This window comes from Muricoccus nepalensis, assembly GCF_006438825.1.
In the GTDB taxonomy this organism is placed as follows: Bacteria; Pseudomonadota; Alphaproteobacteria; order Acetobacterales; family Acetobacteraceae; genus Roseomonas; species Roseomonas nepalensis.
Genome location: NZ_RCZP01000005.1, coordinates 98,863 through 122,227, shown reverse-complemented (window position 1 = coordinate 122,227; position 23,365 = coordinate 98,863). Strand labels below are relative to the sequence as shown.

Sequence of the window (23,365 nt, the reverse complement as noted above, 5' to 3'; positions counted from 1 at the left end):
ACTGACTGTCAATCAATAATGACAGTCAGCCCGCGCGCTCCGCCACCAGGACGCGCACGAGCAGCGGCACGCGCGTGCGCGGCGCCGTGACGCGGCCGAAGCCCGCGCGCGCGAGGAAGGCGCGCAGCTCCCCCTCGCCGCGCGGACGTCCGGAGCCCATCGCGAGCAGGTAGAAGCCGAAATACGCCTCGCCCATCGCCTCCGCGCCCGGCGTGCCCGCCATCGGCTCGGCCAGCAGCAGCCGCCCGCCCGGCGGCAGCGCGTCGTGCGCCGCGCGCAGCAGCGCGAGGGCCTGCGCGTCGTCGTGGTCGTGCAGGACACGAACGAGCGAGACGAGGTCTGAGCCGTGCGGCAGCGCGCCGGCGCGGAAGTCGCCGCCGACCGCCTCGGCGCGCGCGGCGAGTCCCGCCCGCGCGAGGGCGGCGCGACCGCGCGCGGCCACCCCCGGCAGGTCGAACAGCACGAGTCGCAGCGCGGGCGCCCGGGCCGCGGCGGCCATCAGGAAGGCGCCCTCGCCGCCGCCGACATCCATCAGCGCGCAGTGCCGCGCGAGGCCGGGGAAAGCGTCCAGCACCTCCTCCGCGATCATCGCCTGCGAGGCCGCCATGAGCGCGGAGTAGTCGGCCACCCGCTCCTCGGCGAGCCCGGCGGGCGCCGCCTCGCGCGCGTAGGCCCAGTAGCGGGACAGCCCCGTCTCGCCCCCGTCCCGCAGCAGCGCGACGGGATCGGCGAGGTCCGCGTAGAGGATCGCGTGGTGCTCGATCATCGCGGCCAGGCCGTCGTTCCCGGGCAGGGCGGCGCCGAGCGGGCCGAGCCCGTAGCGCCCGCCCCCGCGGCGGTCCAGCAGGCCGAGCGACACGGCCGCGCCGAGCAGCCGGGCGGCGGATTCCGGCGGCAGCCGCGCGCGCGCCGCGATCTCCGCGGCGGTGAGCGGGCCGTCGCGCAGCAGGTCGAAGAGGCGCAGCCGCACGCAGGCGAGCAGCACCTGCGAGTAGACGAAGCCCGCGCAGAGGTCGAACAGCGCGCCCGCCCGCCGCCTCGCCAGGGCGCGGGTCGGCGGGAAGCGCGCGGCCAGCCGGCGGAAGCGCGGGTCCGAGACCAGCCGGTCCCGCAGCCCCAGCGCCCGGTCGCGCCAGGAGGGCGCGGCCTCCGCCGGCACGGTCGCGCTCACGCCCCGCGCCCGTTCAGGCCGCGACCGCCGCGGCGCGCTGCGGCATCAGCCGCTTCACCTCGAGCCCGACGAGCGCGCGCAGCGACGCCGCCTCGGGGCAGGGGGGGATGGCCTCGATGGCCTGGCCCGCGATGTCCCGCAGCCGCGCCACCGCGCCCGCGACGCCGAAGGAGCGCACGGCGTTCGGCCGCCCGTGCGCCGCGTCCTGCCCCACGGGCTTGCCGAGCTCCGCCGCGTCGGACAGCGCGTCCCGCAGGTCGTCCGCCACCTGGTAGGCCTCGCCGAGCGCCGCGCCGAAGGGCCGCCAGGCCTCGGCCGGCGCGCCGCAGGCCGCGGCCCCCGCGACGGCGGCGGCGGCGAAGAGCGATCCCGTCTTCTGCTGCTCGTAGACGGAGAGGTCCGCCTCCTCCTCGCACTCCCAGGCCTGCCCGGCCGCGATGCCGAAGGGAACGCCGGCCGCGCCGCAGACGACCTCCATCAGCAGCGGCAGCTGCGCCGGCGCCGCGGCCGCGCCCTGCAGCAGCGCCTGGAAGGCCGCGACGATCAGCGCGTCGCCCGCCAGCACCGCCAGCGGCTCGCCGAAGGCGCGGTGGACGGAGGGCCGCCCGCGCCGCGTCGCGGCGTCGTCGAAGCAGGGCAGGTCGTCGTGCACGAGGGAGGCGCAGTGCAGCAGCTCGATCGCGGCCGCAGCCGCCTCGGCGACGCCCGCCGGCGCGCCGCCGTTCGCCGCCGCCACCGCGAGGCAGAGCCGCGGCCGGACGCGCGCGCCGCCGGGGAAGACCGCGTGGTGCATCGCCTGCGCGAGTCTCGGCGGGCAGCCGCGCGTCTGGGAAAGACCGACCGCCACCGACAGGCTCCGCTCGATCCGGCTCGCTGCGTCCATTGTCGTTCCCCCTCGCGCAACCGTCCAAGGCGGTTGTCAGGTATGAGTGTCAACTTGTATTGACGTTGGGGTCAACAAGGATCGAGGGCCCTGTGCATCGCGTCGCGTTGATCGGAGCCGGGATCGGCGGCCTTGCCGCCGCCGCGTTGCTGGCCAGGAAGGGGATCGAGGTCACGGTGCTGGAACGCGCCCCCGGCCCCGGCGGGAAGATGCGCGAGGAGGAGGTCGGCGGCTGCCGCCTCGACGCGGGGCCCACCGTCTTCACCATGCGCTGGGTCTTTGAGGAGCTCTTCGCCGAGCTCGGCACCTCCCTCGAGGCGCATCTCGCCGTCGCCCCCGCCGGCGTCCTCGCCCGCCACGCCTGGGGCACGGGCGGGCGCCTCGACCTCTTCGCCGATCCCGCGCGCTCGGAGGCCGCCATCGGGGAGCTGGCGGGCGCGGCGGAGGCGCGGGTCTTCCGCGACTTCCTCGCCCGCGCGCGCCGCACCTACGCGACGCTCGAGGGCCCCTTCATCCGCGGCAAGCGGCCCACCCCCGTGTCGCTCGCCGCCTCCGCCGGCCTCTCGGGCCTCGGCGACCTCTGGCGCATCTCGCCCTTCACCACCCTCGCCAAGGCGCTCGGCGAGCACTTCCGCGATCCGCGCCTGCGCCAGCTCTTCGGCCGCTACGCCACCTATGTCGGCGCCTCGCCCTTCCTCGCGCCCGCCACGCTGATGCTCATCGCCCATGTCGAGCAGGAGGGCGTCTGGCTCGTGCAGGGCGGCATGCACCGCGTCGCCGCCGCCCTCGCCGGGATCGCGGCCGCGAACGGCGCGGTCTTCCGCTACGACTCCGAGGTCGCGGAGGTCACGGTGGAGCGCGGCCGCGCCGCCGGCGTCCTCCTCGCGGGCGGGGAGCGGATCGCCGCGGACGCGGTGGTCGCGAACGTCGACGCCGCGGCCTTCGCCGACGGGCTGCTCGGCCGCGCCGCCGGCAAGGCCGTGCCGCGTCCCGCCGCCCGCTCCCTCTCGGCCCTCACCTGGGCCATGGTGGCGGAGACGGAGGGCTTCCCCCTCTCCCGGCACACGGTCTTCTTCTCGGCGGACTACGAGGCGGAGTTCCGCGACCTGCTCGCCCGCGGCCGCCTGCCCACCGCCCCCACGGTCTATGTCTGCGCCCAGGACCGCGACGACGAGGGCGCCGCGCCCGGCGGCCCCGAGCGCCTCCTCGTCCTCGTCAACGCCCCCGCCACCGGCGACAGCAACGCCTTTCCCCAGAGGGAGATCGATCCTTGCGAGACAGCCGCCTTCGGCCTGATGGAGCGCTGCGGCCTGCGGGTGACGCGGCACCACCAGGTGGTGACCACGCCCTCGGCCTGGGCGAAGCGCTTCCCGGCGACGGGGGGAGCCCTCTACGGGGCGCCCCCGCACGGCTGGGCGGCGAGCTTCGCCCGGCCGGGATCGCGGACGGCGCTGCCGGGCCTCTACCTCGCGGGGGGGAGCGCGCATCCGGGGGCGGGCGTGCCGATGGCGACGATGTCGGGGCGCCACGCGGCCGAGAGCCTGCTGGCGGACCTGGCAGCGCGATGAACACCCTCCGCTTCGACCGCCCCGTCGCGCCCGACGGCTACGCCTGGTGGTACGTCGACGCGCTCAGCGACGACGGGCGGCACGGCATCACCCTCATCGCCTTCCTCGGCAGCGTCTTCTCGCCCTGGTACGCGCTGGCCCGCCGCCGCGGCCCCGCGGACCCGCTCAACCACGCCTGCCTGAACGTCTCGCTCTACGGCGCGCCGCGTCGCTGGGCGATGACGGACCGCCCGCGCTCGGCCGTCGAGCGGGACGCCACCCACCTCGCCATCGGCCCGAGCAGCCTCGAATGGGACGGGGAGGCGCTGACCATCCGCATCGACGAGGTCACCGCCCCGATCCCCTCCCGCCTGCGGGGCACCGTCCGCGTCATCCCCGGCGCGCTCAACCGCCGCGTCTTCGAGCTCGACGCCGCGGGCCGCCACCGCTGGTCGCCCATCGCCGCCGTGGCCCGGGTGGAAGTCGCGCTGGAGAGCCCCGCCCTCCGCTGGTCGGGCGCCGCCTATTTCGACACGAACGAGGGTGACGCCCCGCTCGAACGCGATTTCGTGGAGTGGGACTGGTGCCGGGCCCCCGGCCCCGAGGGCACGGCCATCCTCTACGAGGCGACCCGGCGGGACGGCACCACGCAGTGCCTCGCGCTCCGCGCACCGCCCTCGGGAGACGTGGAGGAGGTGGAGGCGCCGCCCCGCGCGACCCTGCCGCCGACACGGATCTGGCGCATCCCCCGCGCGACGCGGGTGGGGAAGGGGGGCGCGGCGCGCGTCACGCAGACGCTGGAGGACACGCCCTTCTACTCGCGCTCCGTCCTCTCGACGCGGCTGCTCGGGACGGACCGGTCGGCAGTGCACGAGAGCCTGCTGCTCGATCGGTTCCGCCTGCCTGTTGTGCAGGCCATGCTCGCCTTCCGGGTGCCGCGGGCGCGTCGGTAGCGCCCGGCGGCGAGGAACGCCCGCGAGGCCGGCGGCCCCGCGGGCAGAGGCGGTCAGCCCGGCGTGGCGGCCCCGGCCGCCGGCGCCGCACCAGCGGGCGCGGCCGTCGGCACGGACTTCAGGTAGGCGATCACGTCGTTGATCTGCTGCTCCTGGCGCAGGCCGGGGAAGGCCATGCTGCCCTGCGGCGCGACCGCCTTCGGGTTCGCGAGGTAGGCGTGGAGGTTCTCCTCCGTCCAGACATGCCCGTCGGCGCCGAGCTGCTTCATGTTGGCGGAGTAGCGCGTGTAGCTCTCCCGCGACGCCGCGCGCCGGCCGACCACGCCGTAGAGGTTCGGCCCCACCGCGTTGCGGTCCGAGGCATCGGCGATGTGGCAGGCGCGGCACTGGGCGAAGACGCGCTGCCCGGCCGCGACGTCCTGCGCCTGCGCACCGCCGGAGGGCAGGGCGACGAGGCCGAGGAGAAGCGGCGCGGCAATCACGGAAATGCGAATCATGCGTTACGATCCTTTTCCTTGGACGGAAGGGAACGAGGGCCCCATGACCCCCGGCCCCGATAGCAGAACAACGCAACCAGACGGACGAGGCAGCACCCGGCGCCGAAGTGAAGGGGCGCCGAAGCCCCTCTTGGCAACCTGGGTGCCGGCGCAAAACTTGGTAGTGAAAGATTTGTTAGACACGCGTCAGAACAGGATGGAGAGAGCCAATGCTGCAGGAGATGGACTCGCCATCCCGCTACCGACGGTCGGGAGCCTACCGTAAGGACCGACGGCCCGTCATGGTTGCAACCGGCAGCGCCGTGCTGGTCGGCATGGCCGGCGGGCTCGCGACCGAAATCGGCCCCTGGTACTTCGCCCTGCGCAAGCCCTCCTGGCAGCCACCCAACTGGCTCTTCGCGCCCGCCTGGACCCTCATCTTCACCCTGACCGCCATCGCCGGCGTCCGCACCTGGCGGCGCACGCCCGACCCGGCCGAGCGCCGCGGGCTTCTCGCGCAGTTCGCGGCGAACGGCGCGCTCAACATCGCCTGGAGCGTCCTCTTCTTCCGCATGCGGCGCCCCGATTACGCGCTGGTGGAGGTCGCGGCGCTCTGGCTCTCCATCCTCGGGCTGATCGTCACCTGCGGGCGGCGCTCGCGGCTCGCGGGCTGGCTGCTCGCGCCCTACCTCGCGTGGGTGTCCTTCGCGGCCGTGCTGAACGCCGAGATCGTCCGCCTCAACCGGCCCTTCGGCCGCTGAGCGCGCTCGAGGCCCTCTTCGAGAGCGGCCGGATCGTCGACCTGCTGCTCGCGCTCATGGCCGCCGAGGGGCTGTGGCTGACGGCGAGGAGGCGCGCCGGCCGCGCCGCGCCCGGCAACCCCTGGCCCTTCCTCGCGGCGGGCGCGGCCATGCTGCTCGCGCTGCGCCTCGCCCTCACCGGTGCCTGGTGGGGCTGGATCGCGCTGAGCCTCGCCCTCTCAGGTCTGGCCCACGCGATCGACCTCGCCGCGCGCTGGCGGCGCCCCTAGCCGAAGACGTCGGCCGGCGCGTCCCGCCAGAGGCTGCGGCCCAGCTCCCGACCGAGCTCGGCGGCCTCGTCCACGAGTCCCGTCAGCGAGCGGCGCAGCAGGAAGGTGCCGTCGGCCCGCGCGATCAGCCCCTCGACCATCAGGCGCCCGTCCGGAAGCCGCCGCGCATGGCCGCCCACCGGCGTGCGGCAGGACCCGTCCAGCGCGCCGAGCAGCGCCCGCTCCGCCGTCGCGACCGCGCGCGACTCGTGGTCCTGGATGGCCGAGAGAAGCTCGTGCAGCTCCACGTCGTCGTCCCGGCAGGTGACGCCGACGATCCCCTGGCAGGCGGCCGGCAGCATCGCGTCCGTGCCGATCACTACCCCCGCCTTCTCCTCCAGCCCCAGCCGCCGCAGCCCGGCGAGGGCCAGCAGCGAGGAGCCGAAGCGCCCGCTCGCCACCTGCGCCAGCCGCGTCTGCACGTTGCCGCGGATCGGCTCCACCCGCAGGTCCGGTCGCGCGTGCAGGAGCTGCGCCTGCCGCCGGACCGAGGCGCTGCCGACCAGCGCGCCGCGCGGCAGGCAGGCCCAGGGGTCCTCCTCGGTGGCGGCGGCGCAGTCCGGCCCGAGCACCAGCGCGTCGCGGTTGTCCTCACGCTTGAGCGTGCAGGCGAGGACGATGCCCGGCGGCAGCTCGGTCTCGAGGTCCTTCAGGCTGTGCACGGCGAAGTCCACGCGCCGGTCGAGCAGCGCCTCGTGGATCTCCTTCGCGAAGAGCCCCTTGCCGCCGATCTCCGCCAGCGGCCGGTCCTGCACGAGGTCCCCGGTGGTTGCGATCACCTCCTCCTGGAAGGCCTCGAAATGCCGGAGCACGGGGCAGAAGCGGGTGATCAGCGCGATGAAGTCCCGCGTCTGCCAGAGCGCGAGCGGCGAGCCCCGCGTCCCCACGCGGAGCGGCAGCGCGCGCCCGTGCGGGTGGACCATCGCGCCATCGGGCGGGGCAGGGCGGGCGCGCGCGCCGCGCTCGATCAGCGCGCCGTCCCTCGTCAGCGGGCCCATCAGGCGCGCGCCAGCCCGAGCAGGTGCGCCAGGTCCTTGAAGAAGATCTTCACATGCGCGACCGGCTTCGAGCGCACCAGTTCCTTGTTCATGTAGGACTCCCAGGTCAGGCGCTGCACGTCGGCATCGCCGCACATCTTGACGAAGCGTTCCCGCGTCCAGTCGCTGCGGTACCAGAACCACTGCATGACGCCGAGGATCCAGAAAACGCGCCCGTGATCCTTCATGAAGCGGCGCCGCGCGCCCGCCAGCGCCCGGGCGTCGCCGGTCGAGAGCAGCCCCTCCACCGCCTCCGCCGCCAGCCGCCCGCCGAGCATGGCGTAGTAGATCCCCTCGCCGGAGGCCGGCGCGACCACGCCCGCCGCGTCGCCGGCCAGCACCACGTCGCGCCCGTTGTCCCAGCGCCGGTGCGGCCGCATCGGGATCGGCGCGCCCTCCCGCCGGATCGTCTCGGCGCCCGCCAGCCCCACGCGATCGCGCAGCGCGGCGACGGCCTCCCGCGGCGCGTAGCCCTTGCGCGCGGAGCCCGTGCCGATGCTCGCGGTGTCGCCGTGCGGGAAGACCCAGGCGTAGAAATCGGGCGAGAGCTTGCCGTCATAGACCACGTCGCAGCGCGTCCCGTCGTAGTCCGGCACGTCGCGCGGCACGCGGACGATCTCGTGGTAGGCGGAGACGAGGGGCGTCTTGCGGGTGCTCGGCACGCACTGCTTCGCCACCGCCGAGAGCGCCCCGTCCGCCCCGACCACGCTCCGCGCCCGCACGCGCGCGACGGTGCCGTCGGGCGACGCGAACTCCACCACCGCGGTCCCGTCGGCGTCGCGCGACACGCGCTCGAAGCGACCGGTCCGCCGCTCGGCGCCCGCGCCGGCCGCGCGCTCGCGCAGCCACTCGTCGAAACTCTCGCGCTGGACCATGCCGACATAGCCCGCGCCCTCGATCGGCATCGGCACCTTCTTGCCCGACGGCGCCACGATCCGCGCGGAGCGGATGCGGGCCACGATCAGGTGGTCGGGGATCGCGAAGTCCCGCACCGCCCGCGGCGGGATGGCGCCGCCGCAGGGCTTGATGCGCCCCGCGCGGTCGAGGAGCAGCACGGATCGCCCGCGCCGGGCCAGGTCGTCCGCGGCCGTCGCGCCGGCCGGGCCGCCGCCCACCACCACCGCGTCGTAGGTCTCGACCATGCGCCCCTCCCTAACCATGGGCCGCGGCGAGGCCGCGGCGATCCGTCACGCGCCCGATTCCCGCGGCCAGCCCCGCCGCCGCGAGGAACATCGCGGCGTCGGCCGCGAAGACCACCGCGTAGGCGGCCGGCGCCGAGCCCGTGGCCCAGCGCACGACATCCACCCCCACCGTCCCCGCCAGCCCGCCGAGCCCGAAGGCGATCGCCTGGGCCGCCCCCCAGAGCCCGAGCCGCACCCCCTCGCGTGAGGCGCGCCCGCGGCCGGCGAGATGCATCATCGAGGCGATGGCCGAGGCCGCGAAGACGCCGTTGGCCAGCCCGAGCAGGAAGCAGGCGGTGGCGAGCGGGAAGCCTGCGCCGGCGAAGGGCGCCGCCATCAGCAGCACCATCCCCCCCGCCGCCGCCAGGCAGCCGCCCACCGTCAGCGCGCGGGGCGGGCCGTCGAAGAGCCCGCCGACCAGCGCCACCACCACCATTCCCGCCAGCACGCCGCCGTGCTGCACGGAGGAGAGCCGCGTCGTCTCGCCCAGCGAAAGCCCGAACACCGCGCCCGCGAAGGGCTCGAGGATGAGGTCCTGCGCCGCGTAGGCGAGCATCGAGACGAAGACGAAGACCGTGAAGCGCCGCGCCTCCGGCTCCGCCCAGACCTCGCCCACCGCCTCGCGGAAGGAGGGGCGCGCCGCGGCCGGCAGCGCCGCGGCCCGCGCGGCCGTGCGCGGCTCCATGCCCAGCACCGCCACCACCGCGAGGAGGAAGGCGAGCGCCGAGACCCCGGCCGAGACCGCGACGAGGCGCTCCGGCGAATAGGGGTCGAGCAGCCGCCCGGCGGTCGCCGTCGTCACCACGAAGCCCGCGATCATCATGATCCAGACGATGGAAGCCGCCGCCGGCCGCCGCCGGGGCGCCGTGCGCGCCGCCAGCAGCGCCAGCAGCGAGGTGCCGGCCGCACCGACGCCGAGCCCCACCATCACGAAGGCCACCACCGCCGCCAGGATGCCGGCGGGGAGGCTCGCCTCCATCAGCGCCGTCGCCCCCGCGGCGCCGAGGCCGCCGAGCGCGAGCAGGCCCATGCCGCCGATGATCCAGGGCGTCCGCCGCCCGCCGAGGTCCGAGCCGAAGCCCATGCGCGGCCGCATCATCTGCACGGCGTAGTGCAGCCCCACCAGCAGCCCCGGCAGCGTCGCTGGCAGGGCCAGCTCGATCACCATCACCCGGTTCACCGCGGAGGTGGTGAGCACGACCACCGCGCCGAGCGCCGTCTGCACGAGCCCGAGCCGCAGGATGCCGAGCCAGCCCAGCGTCGCGGGCGCGCTCACGACCCCGCCCCCGCGCGGAGCGCGAAGGCCGCGACCATCATCCCCGCGACGTAGAGCGTAACGCCCGTGCCGTTGTACCAGGGCGCCAGCCCCCGCGGGTCGCGCAGCATCCGCGCCATCAGCGCAACCTGCGCCGCCAGCAACAGCGCGACCGCGCCCGCCTGCCAGGTGGCCCCCCAGGCCATCAGCAGCCCCGCCACCACCATCTGCGGCGCCGCCATGAACAGGCAGGCGACGAGCCCAGCCCTGGCGGGTCCGAGGCGGACGGGCAGGGTGCCGATGCCGAAGCGCCGGTCGCCCTCGATCGACTTGAAGTCGTTCAGCGTCATGATGCCGTGGGCGCCGAGGCTGTAGAGCCCGGCGATCACCAGGGTCGCCGTCGCCGGCGCCGCGTCCCGCAGCACCGCCGCCGCCGTCACCCAGGGCAGCCCCTCGTAGCAGGCGGCGCAGGCGAGGTTCCCCCACCACCCGTTCCGCTTCAGCCGCAGCGGCGGCGCGCTGTAGGCCCAGGCGAGCCCGATCCCCACCAGCCCCGCCGCGAAGCCCCAGGGACCGAGGGCCGCGGCCACGAGCAGCGAGAGCACCGTCCAGGCGAGGGCGACCCAGAGGCCCCAGCGCCCGGGCATCCGGCCCGAGGGAATCGGCCGCGTCGGCTCGTTCACGGCGTCCACGTGGCGGTCGAACCAGTCGTTCACCGCTTGGCTCATCGCGCAGACGAGCGGCCCGGCCAGCAGCAGCCCGAGCAGCGCCACCGGCCAGCGATCCGCGAGCGGCGCGCCGGAGGACACGATCCCGCAGCCGAAGGCGAAGACGGGCGGGAACCAGGTGAGGGGCTTCAGCAGCTCCAGCACCGCCGAGGCCTCCGGCAGCCGCCGGGGCGAGGGAAGGGTGAGGAGCGCGTCGCCCATCGGTCAGTCCTCGCCCACGCCGTCGCCGCCAAGGCCATAGCGCCGCAGCTTGACGTAAAGGCTCTGCCGCGACAGGCCGAGCATCTCGGCCGCCGCGGCGCGGTTGTCGTCGGTCAGCTGCAGCGCCGCCTCGATCGCCAGGCGCTCGATCACGTCGGTCGTCTCGCGCACCAGCTCCTTCAGCGGCACGCGCCCGACGAGCTCGGTGAGCTGCTCCACGGGTCGGGGCAGGGGAGGGCCCTCGGCGGGCTTGGGCGTCAGCCGCGGCCCGATGTCGCGGATGGCGAAGCCGTAGCCGAGCGCGCTTCCCTCGGCGAGCGGCACGGCGGAGACCTCCACCTCCACGCCCGTGCCGTGCTCGCCCTGCAGCGTCGTCGCGAAGAGGCGGACGGCGCCGCGCGTGCGCAGCGTCGCGACCAGCACCTCGAACTCGAGTCCCGGCCGGCCGAGCCAGCGCTCCAGCGGCTCGCCCACCGCCTGCTCCTCGGCATCGAGCTGCGCGAGGTCGAGGAAGGCCGTGTTGGCCGAGAGGATGCGCCCGTCCTGCGCGGTGACGACCATCGCGTCCGGCGCCGATTCGGCGAAGCGCAGCAGCCCCGCGCGCGCGGCCGGCAGGCTCGCCGTGCCCGGCCCGTCCTGCCGCGGCACCAGCCGCACAAGAAGCAGCGACGCCTTGTCCTGGCGGAAGGGCGAGGCGGAGACCGTGACCGCCGCGCCGCCCGCGGCGAGCCGCGCCTCGCCCTGGCTCGGGCGCCCCGCGAAGCGGACCTCCGCCAGCATCGAGCCGACGTCGCCCGCGTCGCCGCGCTCGAAGACCTCGAGCAGCGAGTGGCCGCCGAGCGACTTGCCGCCGCAGAGCCGCTCCGCCGCCGGATTCGCCTCGATCACCTCGTGCCCGTTCGCGTCAATCACCACCACCGCCTCGGCGGAAAGGCTGAACAGGACGCGGTAGCGCGCCTCGGCATGGCGCAGCCGCGCGTACTCGCGCTCCATCGAGTGCTGCGTGTCGATCAGGCGCTGGTGGAGGGAGGAGACGAGTCGCTGGTCGCGGCCGATCGCCGCGATCCGTCCCTCCGCGTCGAGCATGACGGTGCTGTAGAGAACGGAGACGGACCCCTGCGGCCCGATCGGGTGGTTCACATGGCGCCAGCGCGTCGCCTCGCCGAGGCTCGCGTCCTGCAGCAGCGCCTCCACCTTCGGCCGGCTGTCGAGCATGACGCTGTCGATCCAGGGCTGGCCGACCCAGCCGCTCACGTCGCCGAGGTCCTCGGCGAGGGCGTCGTTGCCAATGGCCATGTCCCGGACCACGCCGTTCTCGTCGAGGATGAGAGTGATGTCAGCGGCAGCCGCGAGGAGAGATCCGATCGCCTTCGCGTCGAGCCCTCCCAGTGACTTCCTCGCTGTCTTGAACAGCTTCACGTGAGCAGAATTCCCTCAATTCGGACGCTCCCATACGGTCTTCACGCGGCAGGTCTCAATGCCCCGAGGCCGTCAATTGCCTGTGCCCAGGAAGCCGATCAGGCTCTCGGCCTGGCGCGCGGCGTGCCGCGCGTCCAGCGCGACGGCGTCCGCGCCCACGCGCAGCGCCCCTTCCGGGTTCTGGTTGAAGATGTAGCCGCCGACCATCACGCCGATGGCCTGGCCCCCCGCCGCGCGGCGCAGCTTCGTGATGAGGGTGGCCATGGATCCGAGGTCGCCCGAGCAGCCGGCGGAGAGGCCGACGATGGCGAAGCGGTCGCGCTGCACGCGGCGCGCGAGCTCCGCCGCGGTCGCTGCCGGCTCGTTGCAGATCTCCCACCCCGAGAGCCGCAGCAGCCCCGCGACGATGTCGGTGCCGAAGGTGTGGTCCTCGCCGGGAATCGCGACGATGAGCGCGCGCCGCGCCTCGCCGCGCGCCGGGTCGGACTGCGGCTGGAAGACCGGGTTCAGCGCCCGGAGAAGCCCCTGCAGCCGCCAGACGCCGAGCGTGACGTCGGTGTAGGTGCAGTGGTCCTCCTCCCAGAGCTCGCCGAGCCGCCGGGCGACGGGCGCCATGAGGTCGAGGCCGATATGCTCGAGCGTCGCGCCGCGCGCCCGCGCCTCCTCGATGCGGGCAACCGCGGCCTCCCGGTCGTTCGCGAGGATGCTGGCGGTCAGCGCCGAGACGTCGGACGCGGTGATCGGCTGGACCCGCGGCCGCGCCTGCGGCGGCGAGGCGCGGTGCACGAGGACGAGGCGCGGAACGACCTCAGTCTCGACCGTGCGGGCAAGAAGCACCAGCCGCTGGCCGAGCGCGAGCGCCGCTTCCTTCGCGAGGCTCAGCCGCGGCGCCGCGTCGGCGACCAGGCCGCTCTCGCGCAGCGCGTCAAGGCTCTCGGGGGTGTCCTGCTCGTCGGGATAGGGAGGCGGCACCTCGGGCGCGTGCCGGCCGAAAGCACCGTTGTCTTCCGCCATTTGCGCGCTGCCCGGTGCCATTGGCTTGTCACCCATGTCCGTTTCCCCCTCGACGATTAATGTCCGGCCGCACCAGTGTCAACTTGAGATGACGTCAATCTCCATTGACATCCTGTTTCGCCGCCCCCTACCGTTCAGGAACCAAGGCCGCCCGAGAGCGGCCCTGAAACAGGAAACGGCATGCGGCTCCGTCGATCACGCAAGACAACCGGGAAGTCAGCTCAGGCCGTGCCCGGGCACGGTCGCAACGACCAGAAGCTGCCAGCCGGCCTGCCGCAAGGGGAGCTTGTCAAGCAATGAGTGCCTCCAGCCTCATCGATCGCCTCGTTGGACAGATCGACTGCTGCCCCTGGGGCACGGTCGCCGGCCGCCGCGCCGTGCACCACCTCCAGGAAGCCGCCCGCCAGGAGGGCCGGCCCCTCTACACCGCCGAGGAGCGGCGCCGCCGCGACGCCTCCGGCTGGACGACCGTCCAGGGCGTCCTGGCCCCCGTCCAGTTCCTCGTCTTCCTCGTCAGCCTCGCCCTCGTGCTGCACACGCTGGCGACCGGCGAGGGCCTGGCCGCGGCCAGCGCCTCCGTCGTGGTCAAGACCTTCGTGCTCTACGCGATCATGGTCACCGGCGCGATCTGGGAGAAGGAGGTCTTCGGGCGCTACCTCTTCGCGCCCGTCTTCTTCTGGGAGGACGCCTTCAGCATTCTCGTCCTCGCCCTGCACACCGCCTACCTCGCAGCCATCGCCCTCGGCTGGGGCAGCCCGCGCGCCCAGCTCTTCCTCGCGCTCGCCGCCTACGCCGCCTACGTGATCAACGCCGCCCAGTTCGTCGTGAAGCTACGCGCCGCCCGCCTCCAGGCCGCCCGGCAGGCTGTGCCGTTCGGGGCCGCAAGGTGAACGCGCTCTCGCCCGCCCCCCGCCTCCCCGGGACGGGGGCCGGCGGCGCCGGCTGCACCGCGGCCCCCGTCCTGCGGGAGCGCGGGCAGCGCGAGGTCTTCTGCGGCCTCACCGGCATCGTCTGGCTGCACCGCAAGATCCAGGACGCCTTCTTCCTCGTCGTCGGCAGCCGCACCTGCGCCCACCTCATCCAGTCCGCCGCCGGCGTTATGATCTTCGCCGAGCCCCGCTTCGCCACCGCCATCATCGAGGAGCGCGACCTCGCCGGCCTCGCCGACGCGAACGAGGAGCTCGACCGCGTGGTCGCCCGCCTTCTGGAGCGCCGCCCGGACATCCGCCTCCTCTTCCTCGTCGGCTCCTGCCCGTCGGAGGTCATCAAGCTCGACCTCTCCCGCGCCGCGCAGCGCCTCTCGCGCCGGATCCACCCCGACGTGCGCGTGCTGAACTACTCCGGCAGCGGCATCGAGACGACCTTCACCCAGGGCGAGGACGCCTGCCTCGCCGCCCTCGTGCCGGAGATGCCGGCCGAGCCCGCGGGGGCCGCGCCCTCCCTCCTCGTCGTCGGCGCCCTGGCCGAGGTCGTCGAGGACCAGATGCGCCGCCTCTTCGACGCCATGGGCATCGCCCGCGTCCACTTCCTGCCGCCGCGCCGCGCGAACGAGCTGGCGCCCGTCGGCCCCAACACCCTCATGCTGCTCGCCCAGCCCTTCCTGGCCGACACCGCCCGCGCCCTCGCCGGGCGGGGTGCCCGCCGCCTGCCCGCGCCCTTCCCGCTGGGCGTCGAGGGCACGACGATGTGGCTGCGCGCCGCCGCCGAGGCCTTCGGGGTGGACCCCACCCGCTTCGCCGCCGCGACCGCCGCCGGCGAGGCCCGCGCCCGCGGCGCCGTCGCCCGCCACCGCGAGCGCCTGGCCGGCCGCAAGATCTTCTTCTTCCCGGACTCCCAGCTCGAGGTCCCGCTCGCCCGCTTCCTGTCGCGCGAGCTGGACATGGAACTGGCCGAGGTCGGCTCCCCCTACCTCCACCGCGAGCACCTGGCCGAGGAACTCGCGATGCTGCCCGAGGGCACCGCCCTCAGCGAGGGGCAGCACCTCGACCGTCAGCTCGACCGCTGCCGCGACGCCCGCCCCGACCTCGTCGTCTGCGGACTCGGCCTTGCCAACCCGCTGGAGGCCGAGGGCATGGCCACCAAGTGGTCCATCGAGCTCGTCTTCACGCCCATCCAGGGCTACGACCAGGCCGGCGACCTCGCCGCCCTCTTCTCCCGCCCGCTCCTGCGCCGCGCGAAGCTGGAGGTCTGACGATGAAGCTCGCCGTCTGGACCTACGAGGGACCGCCCCATGTCGGCGCCATGCGGGTCGCGACGGCCATGCAGGGCCTGCACTACGTCCTGCACGCGCCGCAGGGCGACACCTACGCGGACCTCCTCTTCACGATGATCGAGCGGCGCGACCGCCGCCCGCCCGTGACCTACACCACCTTCCAGGCCCGCGACCTCGGCGGCGACACCGCGGAGCTGTTCAAGACCGCGGCGCGCGAGGCCGTGGAGCGCTTCCGGCCCGAGGCCCTCCTCGTGGGCGCCTCCTGCACCGCCGAGCTCATCCAGGACGACCCCGGCGGCCTCGCCCGCGCGCTCGGCCTACCGATCCCGGTCGTCGCCGTGGAGCTCCCCTCCTACCAGAAGAAGGAGAACTGGGGCGCGGCGGAGACCTTCTACCAGCTCGTCCGCGCCATGGCCGGCCCCAGCGTCCCGCCGCCCGGCACCGCCCGCGCCCCGCGCGCGCCGGGAAGGGCGCCCCGCTGCAACATCCTCGGCCCGACGGCCCTCGGCTTCCGCCACCGCGACGACCTGCGCGAGGTCCGCGCCCTCCTCGCCCGCCTGGGCGTGGACGTCGCCGTCGTCGCCCCCGAGGGCGCGACCCCCGCCGACCTCGCCCGCCTCGGCGAGGCCGACTTCAACGTCGTCCTCTACCCCGAGACCGCCGGCCTCGCCGCCGCCTGGCTCGCGCGCAACTTCGCCCAGCCCGCGACGAAGACCGTGCCCATCGGCGTCGGCGCCACGCGCGACTTCATCGCCGAGGTCGCGGCCCTCGCCGGCCTCGACGCCGCGCCGCTGCTCGGCGAGGAGACCTCGCGCCTCCCCTGGTACTCGCGCTCGGTCGACTCGACCTATCTCACGGGCAAGCGCGTCTTCATCTTCGGCGACGCGACCCACGCCATCGCCGCCGCCCGCGTCGCGACGGAGGAGCTCGGCCTCGAGGTCGTCCTCCTCGGCACCTATTCCCGCGAGTTCGCCCGCGACATCCGCGACGCCGCCGCCCGCCTCGGCTGCGCGGCGCTGGTGACGGACGACTACCTCGAGGTCGAGGAGAAGGTCGCCGAGCTCCGCCCCGAGCTGGTCCTCGGCACCCAGATGGAGCGCCACGTCGCGAAGAAGCACGGCATCCCCTGCGCCGTCATCTCGGCGCCCGTCCACGTCCAGGATTTCCCCGCCCGCTTCTCCCCCCAGATGGGCTTCGAGGGCGCGAACGTCCTCTTCGACACCTGGGTCCACCCGCTGATGATGGGCCTCGAGGAGCACCTCGTCGCGATGTTCCGCGACGACTTCGAGTTCAACGACACCGCCCCCTCGCATCTCGGCCACGCGGCCGCCGCCGCGCCCGCGCCGGCACCGGCCGCCCTCGCAACCGCCGCCGCCGCGACCGACGCGGTGGCCTGGGCGCCGGACGCCGAGCGCGAGCTGCAGCGCATCCCCTTCTTCGTTCGCGGCAAGGCCCGGCGCAACACCGAGGCCTTCGCCCGCGAGCGCGGCCTGTCCAACATCACGGTGGAGGCGCTCTATGACGCAAAGGCACACTATGCCCGCTAGCGCCATTCCCATCCGCGTCGTCGTCGTCACGATGGACAGCCACTTGGCCGGCGCCGCCGCCGCGGCCCAGGCGGGCCTCCGCCGCGACCTGCCGGGCCTCCGCCTCGACGTCCACTCCGCCGACGAGTGGGCCGACTGCCCGGAGGCGCTCGCCCTCTGCCACGCGGACATCGCCCGCGCCGACATCGTGGTCGCCACCATGCTCTTCATGGAGGACCACATCCGCCCCGTCCTCCCCGCGCTCGCCGCGCGGCGCGACGGCTGCGACGCGATGCTCTGCATGCTCTCGGCCGGCGAGGTCATGCGCCTCACCCGCCTCGGCCGCTTCAGCATGAGCGGCGAGGCGAAGGGGCCCATGGCGCTCCTCAAGCGCCTGCGCGGCGGCAAGGGCAAGGGCAAGGCGGGCGGCGTCTCCTCCGGGCAGAAGCAGATGCGGATGCTGCGCGAGCTTCCGCGCCTGCTCCGCTTCATTCCTGGCACCGCGCAGGACGTGCGCGCCTACTTCCTCGCGCTGCAGTACTGGCTGGCCGGCTCCGAGGAGAACCTCGCCAGCCTGCTCGGCATGCTCGTCCAGCGCTACGCCGCCGGCTCGCGCGCGCTGCCCGCCAACGCCCTGAAGGTCGCGCCGCCGATCCACTATCCCGAGGTCGGCCTCTACCACCCCCGCGCCGCGGGCCGCATCACCGAGCGCGCCGAGGACCTGCCGGACGGCGGCGCCGCCGGCACCGTCGGCCTCCTTATCATGCGCGCCTACGCCCTGGCCGGGAACGCCGCGCACTACGACGGCGTGATCGAGGCGCTCGAGGCGCGCGGCCTCCGCGTCATCCCCGCCTTCGCCAGCGGCCTCGACCAGCGCCCGGCGATCGACCGCTACTTCCGCCGCGACGGCGCCACCTGCGTCGACGCCGTGGTGTCGCTCACCGGCTTCTCCCTCGTCGGCGGCCCCGCCTACAACGACGCCCGCGCCGCCGAGGAGGCCCTCGCCTCCCTCGACGTCCCCTACCTCGCGGCGCACCCGCTCGAGTTCCAGACGATCGAGCAGTGGAACGGCGACGCCCGCGGCCTCACGCCGGTGGAGGCGACGATGATGGTCGCCATCCCCGAGCTCGACGGCGCGACCGGCCCCATGACCTTCGGCGGCCGCTCCTCCACCGCGCCCGGCGACGGCCGCCGCGACATGGCCGTCCACCCCGAGCGCGCGGCGACGCTCGCGGCCCGCGTGCTCAAGCTCGTCACCCTCCGCCGCCGCGCCCGGGCCGACCGCCATATCGGCGTCGTGCTCTTCAACTTCCCGCCCAACGCGGGCAGCGTCGGCACTGCGGCCTACCTCTCGGTCTTCGCCTCGCTCCACAACACGCTGCGCGCGATGAAGGAGGTCGGCTATGACGTCGATCTTCCCGAGACGCCGGCTGACCTCCGCTGCGCCATCCTCGAGGGCAACGCCGCCCGCCACGGCACGCTGGCCAACGTCGCGGCGAAGATCCCCGCCGACGCGCATGTCCGCCGCGAGCCGCACCTGGCCGAGATCGAGCGGCAATGGGGCCCGGCCCCCGGCCGCCAGAACAGCGACGGCGCGAACCTCCTCATCCTCGGCGCACGTTTCGGCAAGGTCTTCGTCGGCGTGCAGCCCGCCTTTGGCTACGAGGGCGACCCGATGCGCCTTCTCTTCGAGCACGGCTTCGCCCCCACCCACGCCTTCTCGGCTTTCTATCGCTGGCTGCGCGAGGACTTCCGCGCCGACGCGGTGCTGCATTTCGGCACGCACGGCGCGCTCGAGTTCATGCCGGGCAAGCAGGCCGGCCTCTCCGCCGCCTGCTGGCCCGACCGACTGATCGGCGACCTGCCCAACGTCTACCTCTACGCTTCCAACAACCCCTCCGAGGGCGCGCTGGCCAAGCGCCGCGCCAACGCGACGCTGGTCAGCCACCTCACCCCGCCTGTTGCCAGCGCCGGCCTCTACCGCGGCCTGCTCGACCTCAAGGCCTCGCTCGACCGCTGGCGCAACCTCGACGCCGCCGCCTGCGGCCGGGGCGACCTCGCCGGGCTGATCCAGGCCCAGGCCGCGGCGGTGGACCTCGCCCCCGCCGAGCCCGCCTGGGACGAGGCCGCGCTCGACGCCGAGATCCTCGCCCTCGGCAATGCCCTGCTGGAGCTCGAGTACACCCTCATCCCCCACGGCCTGCACGTCGTGGGCCAGCCGCCCGACGCCGCGCAGCGCGCGACGACGCTCGACGCCGCGGGCGTGACCGACCCCGCCCGCCGCGCCGCCCTCGACGCGCTGCTCGCGGTCGACCACGAGACCCCCGCCCTGATCCGCGCGCTCGACGGCCGCTACATCCGCCCCGCGCCCGGCGGCGACCTCCTCCGCACGCCGGAGGTCCTTCCCACCGGCCGCAACCTCCACGGCTTCGACCCCTTCCGCCTGCCCAGCGCCTTTGCCGTGCAGGACGGCGCCCGCCAGGCCGAGCGGCTCCTCGCCCGCCACGTCGCCGAGCGCGGCGCCTTCCCCGAGACGGTGGCGGTCGTCCTCTGGGGCACCGACAACCTTAAGACCGAGGGCGGCCCCATCGCCCAGGCGCTCTGGCTGATGGGCGCCGAGCCCCGGCACGACAGCTACGGCCGCCTCTGCGGCGCGAGCCTCGTCTCGCTCGAGCGGCTCGGCCGGCCCCGCGTCGACGTCGTCGTCACCCTCTCCGGCATCTTCCGCGACCTCCTGCCGCTGCAGACCCGCCTCCTCGCCGAGGCCGCGCTCCTCGCGGCCCAGGCGGACGAGCCCGCCGAGCTGAACCGCATCCGCGCCCACGCCCTCGCCTTCATCGCGGCGAACGGCGGCACGATGGAGGAGGCGGCCCTCCGCGTCTTCGGCAACGCGGAAGGGGCCTACGGCGCCAACGTGAACCACCTCCTCGAGAACGGCGGCTGGGAGAGCGAGGACGAGCTGGCCGACACCTACCTCCGCCGCAAGGGCTTCGCCTACGGCACCGACGGTCGCGCGCGCGCCGCCGGGACGGTCCTCGGCCACGCGCTGTCGAGCGTCGAGGCCGCCTACCAGAACCTCGACTCCGTGGAGCTCGGCATCACCACCGTCGACCACTACTTCGATACCCTCGGCGGCATCAGCCGCGCCGTCAGCCGCGCCCGCGGCCAGGAGGCCGACATCTACATCGGCGACCAGACGCGCGGGGAGGGGACGGTCCGCACCCTGTCTGAGCAGGTCGCGATCGAGAGCCGCACCCGCACGCTGAACCCGAAGTGGTACGAGGCAATGCTCGCCCACGGCCCGGAGGGTGTCCGCCACATCGAGGCGCAGGTGACGAATACCATGGGATGGTCCGCGACGACCGGCGCCGTGGCCCCCTGGGTCTACCAGCACGCGGCGCAGACCTTCATGCTCGACCCCGAGATGCGGGAGCGCCTGGCCTCCCTCAACCCTGCCGCCTCGTCGCGCATCGCGAACCGCCTCATCGAGGCGCACGAGCGGAAGTACTGGCAACCCAGCCCCGACGTGCTCGAGCGCCTCCGCCAGGCCGGCGAACAGCTCGAGGACCGGATCGAAGGCATCGGCGCGGAGATGGCGGCATGAGCGAAGCGCCCACGATCACCCGGACCAACCACATCCGCGGCGCCGTGCCGCGGCGGGGCGACGGGGAGGGGAGCGTGCAGGTCCAGCTCGACCCCGCGCTCCGCATCGGCAACGCGAAGGTCTTCGCCGTCTACGGCAAGGGCGGCATCGGCAAGAGCACGACCTCCTCGAACCTCTCCGTCGCCTTCTCCAAGCTCGGCAAGCGCGTGCTGCAGATCGGCTGCGACCCCAAGCACGACAGCACCTTCACCCTTACCAAGTCCCTCATCCCCACCGTCATCGACGTTCTGGAGACCGTGGAGTTCCACTCCGAGGAGCTGCGGGCCGAGGACTTCGTCTTCCCCGGCTACAACGGCGTCATGTGCGTCGAGGCCGGCGGCCCGCCCGCCGGCACCGGCTGCGGCGGCTACGTCGTGGGCCAGACGGTCAAGCTGCTGAAGGAGCACCACCTGCTCGAGGACACCGACGTCGTCATCTTCGACGTCCTCGGCGACGTCGTCTGCGGCGGCTTCGCGGCGCCCCTCCAGCACGCGGACCGCGCGCTGATCGTCACCGCCAACGACTTCGACAGCATTTTCGCCATGAACCGCATCGTCGCGGCCATCATGGCGAAGTCGAAGAACTACCCCGTGCGGATGGGCGGCGTCATCGTCAACCGCAGCGACGGGCGGGAGCAGGTGGACCGCTTCAACGGCCGCGTCGGCCTCGACGTCCTCGCCCACTTCCCCGACCTCGACGACATCCGCCGCTCCCGCCTCAAGAAGGCGACGCTCTTCGAGATGGACGACACCCCCGCGCTCGCCGCCGTGAAGGAGGAATACCTCCGCCTCGCCGCCCGCCTCTGGGCCGGCACCGAGGTCGCGGGCGTCGCGCCCACGCCGCTGAAGGACCGGGACATCTTCGACCTGCTGGGCTTCGACTGATGAGCGACACGACCTACAGCCGCCGCCGCGGCGAGCTCGAGACCTATTTCGACCGCACGGCCGTCCAGGCCTGGATGCGCCTCACCTCGGACGCGCCCGTCGGCCGCATCCGCGCCACCGTCCGCGCCGGCCGCGACGCGATGCGGGCGACGCTCCTCTCCTTCCTGCCCGACGACCTCCGCGGCGCCCGGATCCTCGACGCCGGCTGCGGCACCGGGGCGCTCGCCCTCGAGGCCGCGGCCCGGGGCGGCACCGTGGTCGCGACCGACCTCTCCCCCACCCTCGTCGGCCTCGCGCGGGAGCGCGCCGCCGGCCTGCCGGGCGCGGAGCGGGTGACCTTCCACGTCGGCGACATGCTTTCCGCCGACCTCGGTGACTTCGACCACGTCGTCGCCATGGACAGCCTCATCCACTACCGCGCCGACGACGTCGCGCGCGCGCTCGCGGCCTTCGCCCCGCGCACCTCGCGCTCCATCGTCTTCACCTTCGCGCCCTGGAACCCGGCGCTCGCCCTCATGCACGCCGCCGGCCGCCTCTTCCCGCGCGCCGACCGCGCCCCGGCGGTCGAGCCCGTGCGCGAAGCGGTTCTCCGCCGCCGCATCGCGGCCGAGCCCGCCCTCCGCGGTTGGCAGCCCGGCGCCGGCCACCGCATCAGCACGGGCTTCTACATCTCGCAGGCCATGGAGCTTCGCCGGTGAGCCGCCTGGCGCAGGCCTGGACGCGCCTCGGCCCTGGGCTGCTGCCCTTTGCCGACGCCGCGACCGACGAGCTCCCGCTCGGGCGCCTGCTGCGGCTGTCGCTCTTCCAGGTCACGGTCGGCATGTCGGCCGTGCTGATGATCGGCACGCTGAACCGGGTGATGATCGTCGAGATGGGCGTCGCCGCCGGCCTCGTCGCCGCCATGGTCGCGCTGCCGCTCGTCTTCGCCCCGCTCCGCGCCCTCATCGGCTTCCGCTCGGACAACTACCGCTCGGCGCTCGGCTGGCGCCGCGTCCCCTACCTCTGGATGGGCACGCTGCTGCAGTTCGGCGGCCTCTCCATCATGCCCTTCGCCCTGATCCTTCTTTCCGGCGACACGGACGGGCCCGCCTGGATCGGCCACGTCGCCGCGGCGGCCGCCTTCCTGATGGTGGGCGCGGGCCTTCACACCGTGCAGACGGTCGGCCTTGCGCTCGCCGCCGACCTCGCGCCGCCCCGCGCCCTCCCGCGCGTGGTCGCGCTGCTCTCGGTTATGCTCATGCTGGGCATGGTCGGCGCCGCCCTCGGCTTCGGCGCGGCGCTGCGGGACTTCTCCCAGATCCGCCTCATCCAGGTCATCCAGGGCACGGCCCTCGCCACCATGGTGCTCAATTGCATCGCTCTCTGGCGGCAGGAGGCGCGCATCACCGGCGGCCGGCGCGGCGACACGCCGGGCTTCCGCGAGAGCTGGCGCGCGCTCCGCACCCAGGGCCCCTGGACGCGCCGCCTGGTCGCGACCGGCCTCGGCACCGCCGCCTTCTCGATGCAGGACATCCTGCTCGAGCCCTATGGCGGCGAGATCCTCGGCCTGTCGGTCTCCTCCACCACGCTGCTGACGGCGCTCGTCGCCGGCGCCGGCATCGCGGGCTTCGTCCTCGCCGCGCGCGGCATGGGGCGCGGGGTGGAGGCGCACCGCGTGGCCGCCGCCGGGCTGCTCGCGGGCATCGTCGCCTTCACCGCCGTCATCGCCGCCGCTCCCGCGGCCTCGGCCGCCGTCTTCGCGGCGGGCGTCGCCCTCATCGGCCTCGGCGCCGGCCTCTTCGCCCACGCGACCCTCACCGCCTGCATGCAGCTCGCGCCGAGCGGGCAGGTCGGGCTCGCGCTCGGCGCCTGGGGCGCGGCGCAGGCCACCGCCGCCGGCACCGCCATCGCCCTCGGCGGCCTCCTGCGCGACCTGCTGATGCGCCCGGCCACCGACGGCCGCCTCGGCGAGGCGCTCACGGGCGCCGCCACCCCCTACGGCGCGGTCTACCTCCTCGAGATCGCGCTTCTCTTCGCCACCCTTGCCGCCCTCGGCCCGCTCGCGCAGCACGCGCCGCGCGCCGTCCGTCGCGCGGCCGGTCAGACAGAGCTGGGCGCCGTCCGGCGCGCGGCCACCACGACAGAGCTGGGCGCCGTCGCGTCCCGCCGGGCCTGAAAGGAAACCCC

The 23,365-nt window shown here is 74.5% G+C and carries 20 protein-coding genes; 11 read left to right on the top strand and 9 right to left on the bottom strand.

The genetic code is table 11. The features are described 5' to 3' along the window. Positions 1-25: 25 nt before the first annotated feature. Positions 26-1,171 carry a methyltransferase gene (locus EAH89_RS08110; RefSeq protein ID WP_140882299.1) on the bottom strand — a complete coding sequence of 382 codons (1,146 nt, stop codon included), beginning with the start codon at positions 1,169-1,171 and terminating at the stop codon, positions 26-28. A gap of 13 nt (positions 1,172-1,184) precedes the next feature. Then, positions 1,185-2,054 (bottom strand): polyprenyl synthetase family protein, encoded by an 870-nt coding sequence (locus tag EAH89_RS08105; RefSeq protein WP_140882298.1) that lies wholly within the window; start codon positions 2,052-2,054, stop codon positions 1,185-1,187. A 92-nt stretch (positions 2,055-2,146) separates the two neighbouring features. Here EAH89_RS08105 and crtD point away from each other — a divergent pair, with 92 nt between their 5' ends. Beyond that, positions 2,147-3,622: a 1-hydroxycarotenoid 3,4-desaturase CrtD gene (gene crtD, locus EAH89_RS08100; protein WP_140882297.1), complete on the top strand. Its 1,476-nt coding sequence runs from the start codon at positions 2,147-2,149 to the stop codon at positions 3,620-3,622. After that, positions 3,619-4,554 (top strand): carotenoid 1,2-hydratase, encoded by a 936-nt coding sequence (locus EAH89_RS08095; protein WP_140882296.1) that lies wholly within the window; start codon positions 3,619-3,621, stop codon positions 4,552-4,554. The genes crtD and EAH89_RS08095 overlap by 4 nt, the downstream gene beginning before the upstream one ends. A 53-nt stretch (positions 4,555-4,607) precedes the next feature. On the opposite strand, the gene EAH89_RS08090 is transcribed toward EAH89_RS08095, so the two are convergent. Continuing rightward, the gene (locus tag EAH89_RS08090; protein WP_140882295.1) at positions 4,608-5,051 is read right to left on the bottom strand and encodes a c-type cytochrome; all 444 of its coding nucleotides are present in this window, start codon (positions 5,049-5,051) and stop codon (positions 4,608-4,610) included. A gap of 281 nt (positions 5,052-5,332) precedes the next feature. On the opposite strand from EAH89_RS08090, the gene EAH89_RS08085 reads away from it, so the two are divergent. Continuing rightward, positions 5,333-5,791: a TspO/MBR family protein gene (locus EAH89_RS08085; protein ID WP_140882294.1), complete on the top strand. Its 459-nt coding sequence runs from the start codon at positions 5,333-5,335 to the stop codon at positions 5,789-5,791. A gap of 56 nt (positions 5,792-5,847) precedes the next feature. Beyond that, entirely contained in the window at positions 5,848-6,060 is a 213-nt protein-coding gene (locus EAH89_RS08080; protein WP_140882398.1) for a hypothetical protein, read from the top strand. On the opposite strand, the gene hemC is transcribed toward EAH89_RS08080, so the two are convergent. The 6 genes from hemC to EAH89_RS08050 all read right to left on the bottom strand — a co-directional run bounded on the left by hemC (position 6,057) and on the right by EAH89_RS08050 (position 12,970). Next, positions 6,057-7,097, bottom strand: a complete 1,041-nt coding sequence (gene hemC / locus EAH89_RS08075) for a hydroxymethylbilane synthase (protein ID WP_140882293.1) — start codon at positions 7,095-7,097, stop codon at positions 6,057-6,059. The genes EAH89_RS08080 and hemC overlap by 4 nt on opposite strands. Further along, positions 7,097-8,278: a geranylgeranyl diphosphate reductase gene (locus tag EAH89_RS08070; RefSeq protein WP_140882292.1), complete on the bottom strand. Its 1,182-nt coding sequence runs from the start codon at positions 8,276-8,278 to the stop codon at positions 7,097-7,099. Before EAH89_RS08070 ends, hemC begins: the two co-directional genes overlap by 1 nt. A 10-nt stretch (positions 8,279-8,288) precedes the next feature. After that, entirely contained in the window at positions 8,289-9,593 is a 1,305-nt protein-coding gene (locus tag EAH89_RS08065; RefSeq protein WP_140882291.1) for a BCD family MFS transporter, read from the bottom strand. Then, positions 9,590-10,501: a chlorophyll synthase ChlG gene (chlG, locus tag EAH89_RS08060; RefSeq protein ID WP_140882290.1), complete on the bottom strand. Its 912-nt coding sequence runs from the start codon at positions 10,499-10,501 to the stop codon at positions 9,590-9,592. The genes EAH89_RS08065 and chlG overlap by 4 nt, the downstream gene beginning before the upstream one ends. Positions 10,502-10,504: 3 nt before the next feature. After that, positions 10,505-11,920, bottom strand: coding sequence for a transcriptional regulator PpsR (ppsR, locus tag EAH89_RS08055; RefSeq protein ID WP_140882289.1), 1,416 nt, complete (start codon positions 11,918-11,920; stop codon positions 10,505-10,507). Between the two features lie 72 nt (positions 11,921-11,992). Further along, positions 11,993-12,970, bottom strand: coding sequence for a cobalamin B12-binding domain-containing protein (locus EAH89_RS08050; protein WP_140882288.1), 978 nt, complete (start codon positions 12,968-12,970; stop codon positions 11,993-11,995). A 260-nt stretch (positions 12,971-13,230) separates the two neighbouring features. On the opposite strand from EAH89_RS08050, the gene bchF reads away from it, so the two are divergent. From bchF to EAH89_RS08015, 7 genes are read left to right on the top strand one after another with little or no spacing between them, the layout of a single operon-like run. Then, the gene (bchF, locus tag EAH89_RS08045; protein WP_140882287.1) at positions 13,231-13,824 is read left to right on the top strand and encodes a 2-vinyl bacteriochlorophyllide hydratase; all 594 of its coding nucleotides are present in this window, start codon (positions 13,231-13,233) and stop codon (positions 13,822-13,824) included. After that, entirely contained in the window at positions 13,821-15,125 is a 1,305-nt protein-coding gene (locus EAH89_RS08040) for a ferredoxin:protochlorophyllide reductase (ATP-dependent) subunit N (protein ID WP_140882286.1), read from the top strand. The genes bchF and EAH89_RS08040 overlap by 4 nt, the downstream gene beginning before the upstream one ends. Positions 15,126-15,127: 2 nt before the next feature. Beyond that, entirely contained in the window at positions 15,128-16,693 is a 1,566-nt protein-coding gene (gene bchB, locus EAH89_RS08035; RefSeq protein WP_140882285.1) for a ferredoxin:protochlorophyllide reductase (ATP-dependent) subunit B, read from the top strand. Then, positions 16,665-20,276 (top strand): magnesium chelatase subunit H, encoded by a 3,612-nt coding sequence (locus EAH89_RS08030; protein ID WP_140882284.1) that lies wholly within the window; start codon positions 16,665-16,667, stop codon positions 20,274-20,276. The genes bchB and EAH89_RS08030 overlap by 29 nt, the downstream gene beginning before the upstream one ends. Beyond that, positions 20,273-21,199, top strand: a complete 927-nt coding sequence (gene bchL / locus EAH89_RS08025) for a ferredoxin:protochlorophyllide reductase (ATP-dependent) iron-sulfur ATP-binding protein (protein WP_140882283.1) — start codon at positions 20,273-20,275, stop codon at positions 21,197-21,199. The genes EAH89_RS08030 and bchL overlap by 4 nt, the downstream gene beginning before the upstream one ends. After that, positions 21,199-21,897: a magnesium protoporphyrin IX methyltransferase gene (gene bchM / locus EAH89_RS08020; protein WP_140882282.1), complete on the top strand. Its 699-nt coding sequence runs from the start codon at positions 21,199-21,201 to the stop codon at positions 21,895-21,897. Before bchL ends, bchM begins: the two co-directional genes overlap by 1 nt. Further along, positions 21,894-23,354, top strand: coding sequence for a BCD family MFS transporter (locus tag EAH89_RS08015; protein ID WP_140882281.1), 1,461 nt, complete (start codon positions 21,894-21,896; stop codon positions 23,352-23,354). Before bchM ends, EAH89_RS08015 begins: the two co-directional genes overlap by 4 nt. Positions 23,355-23,365 lie beyond the last annotated feature (11 nt).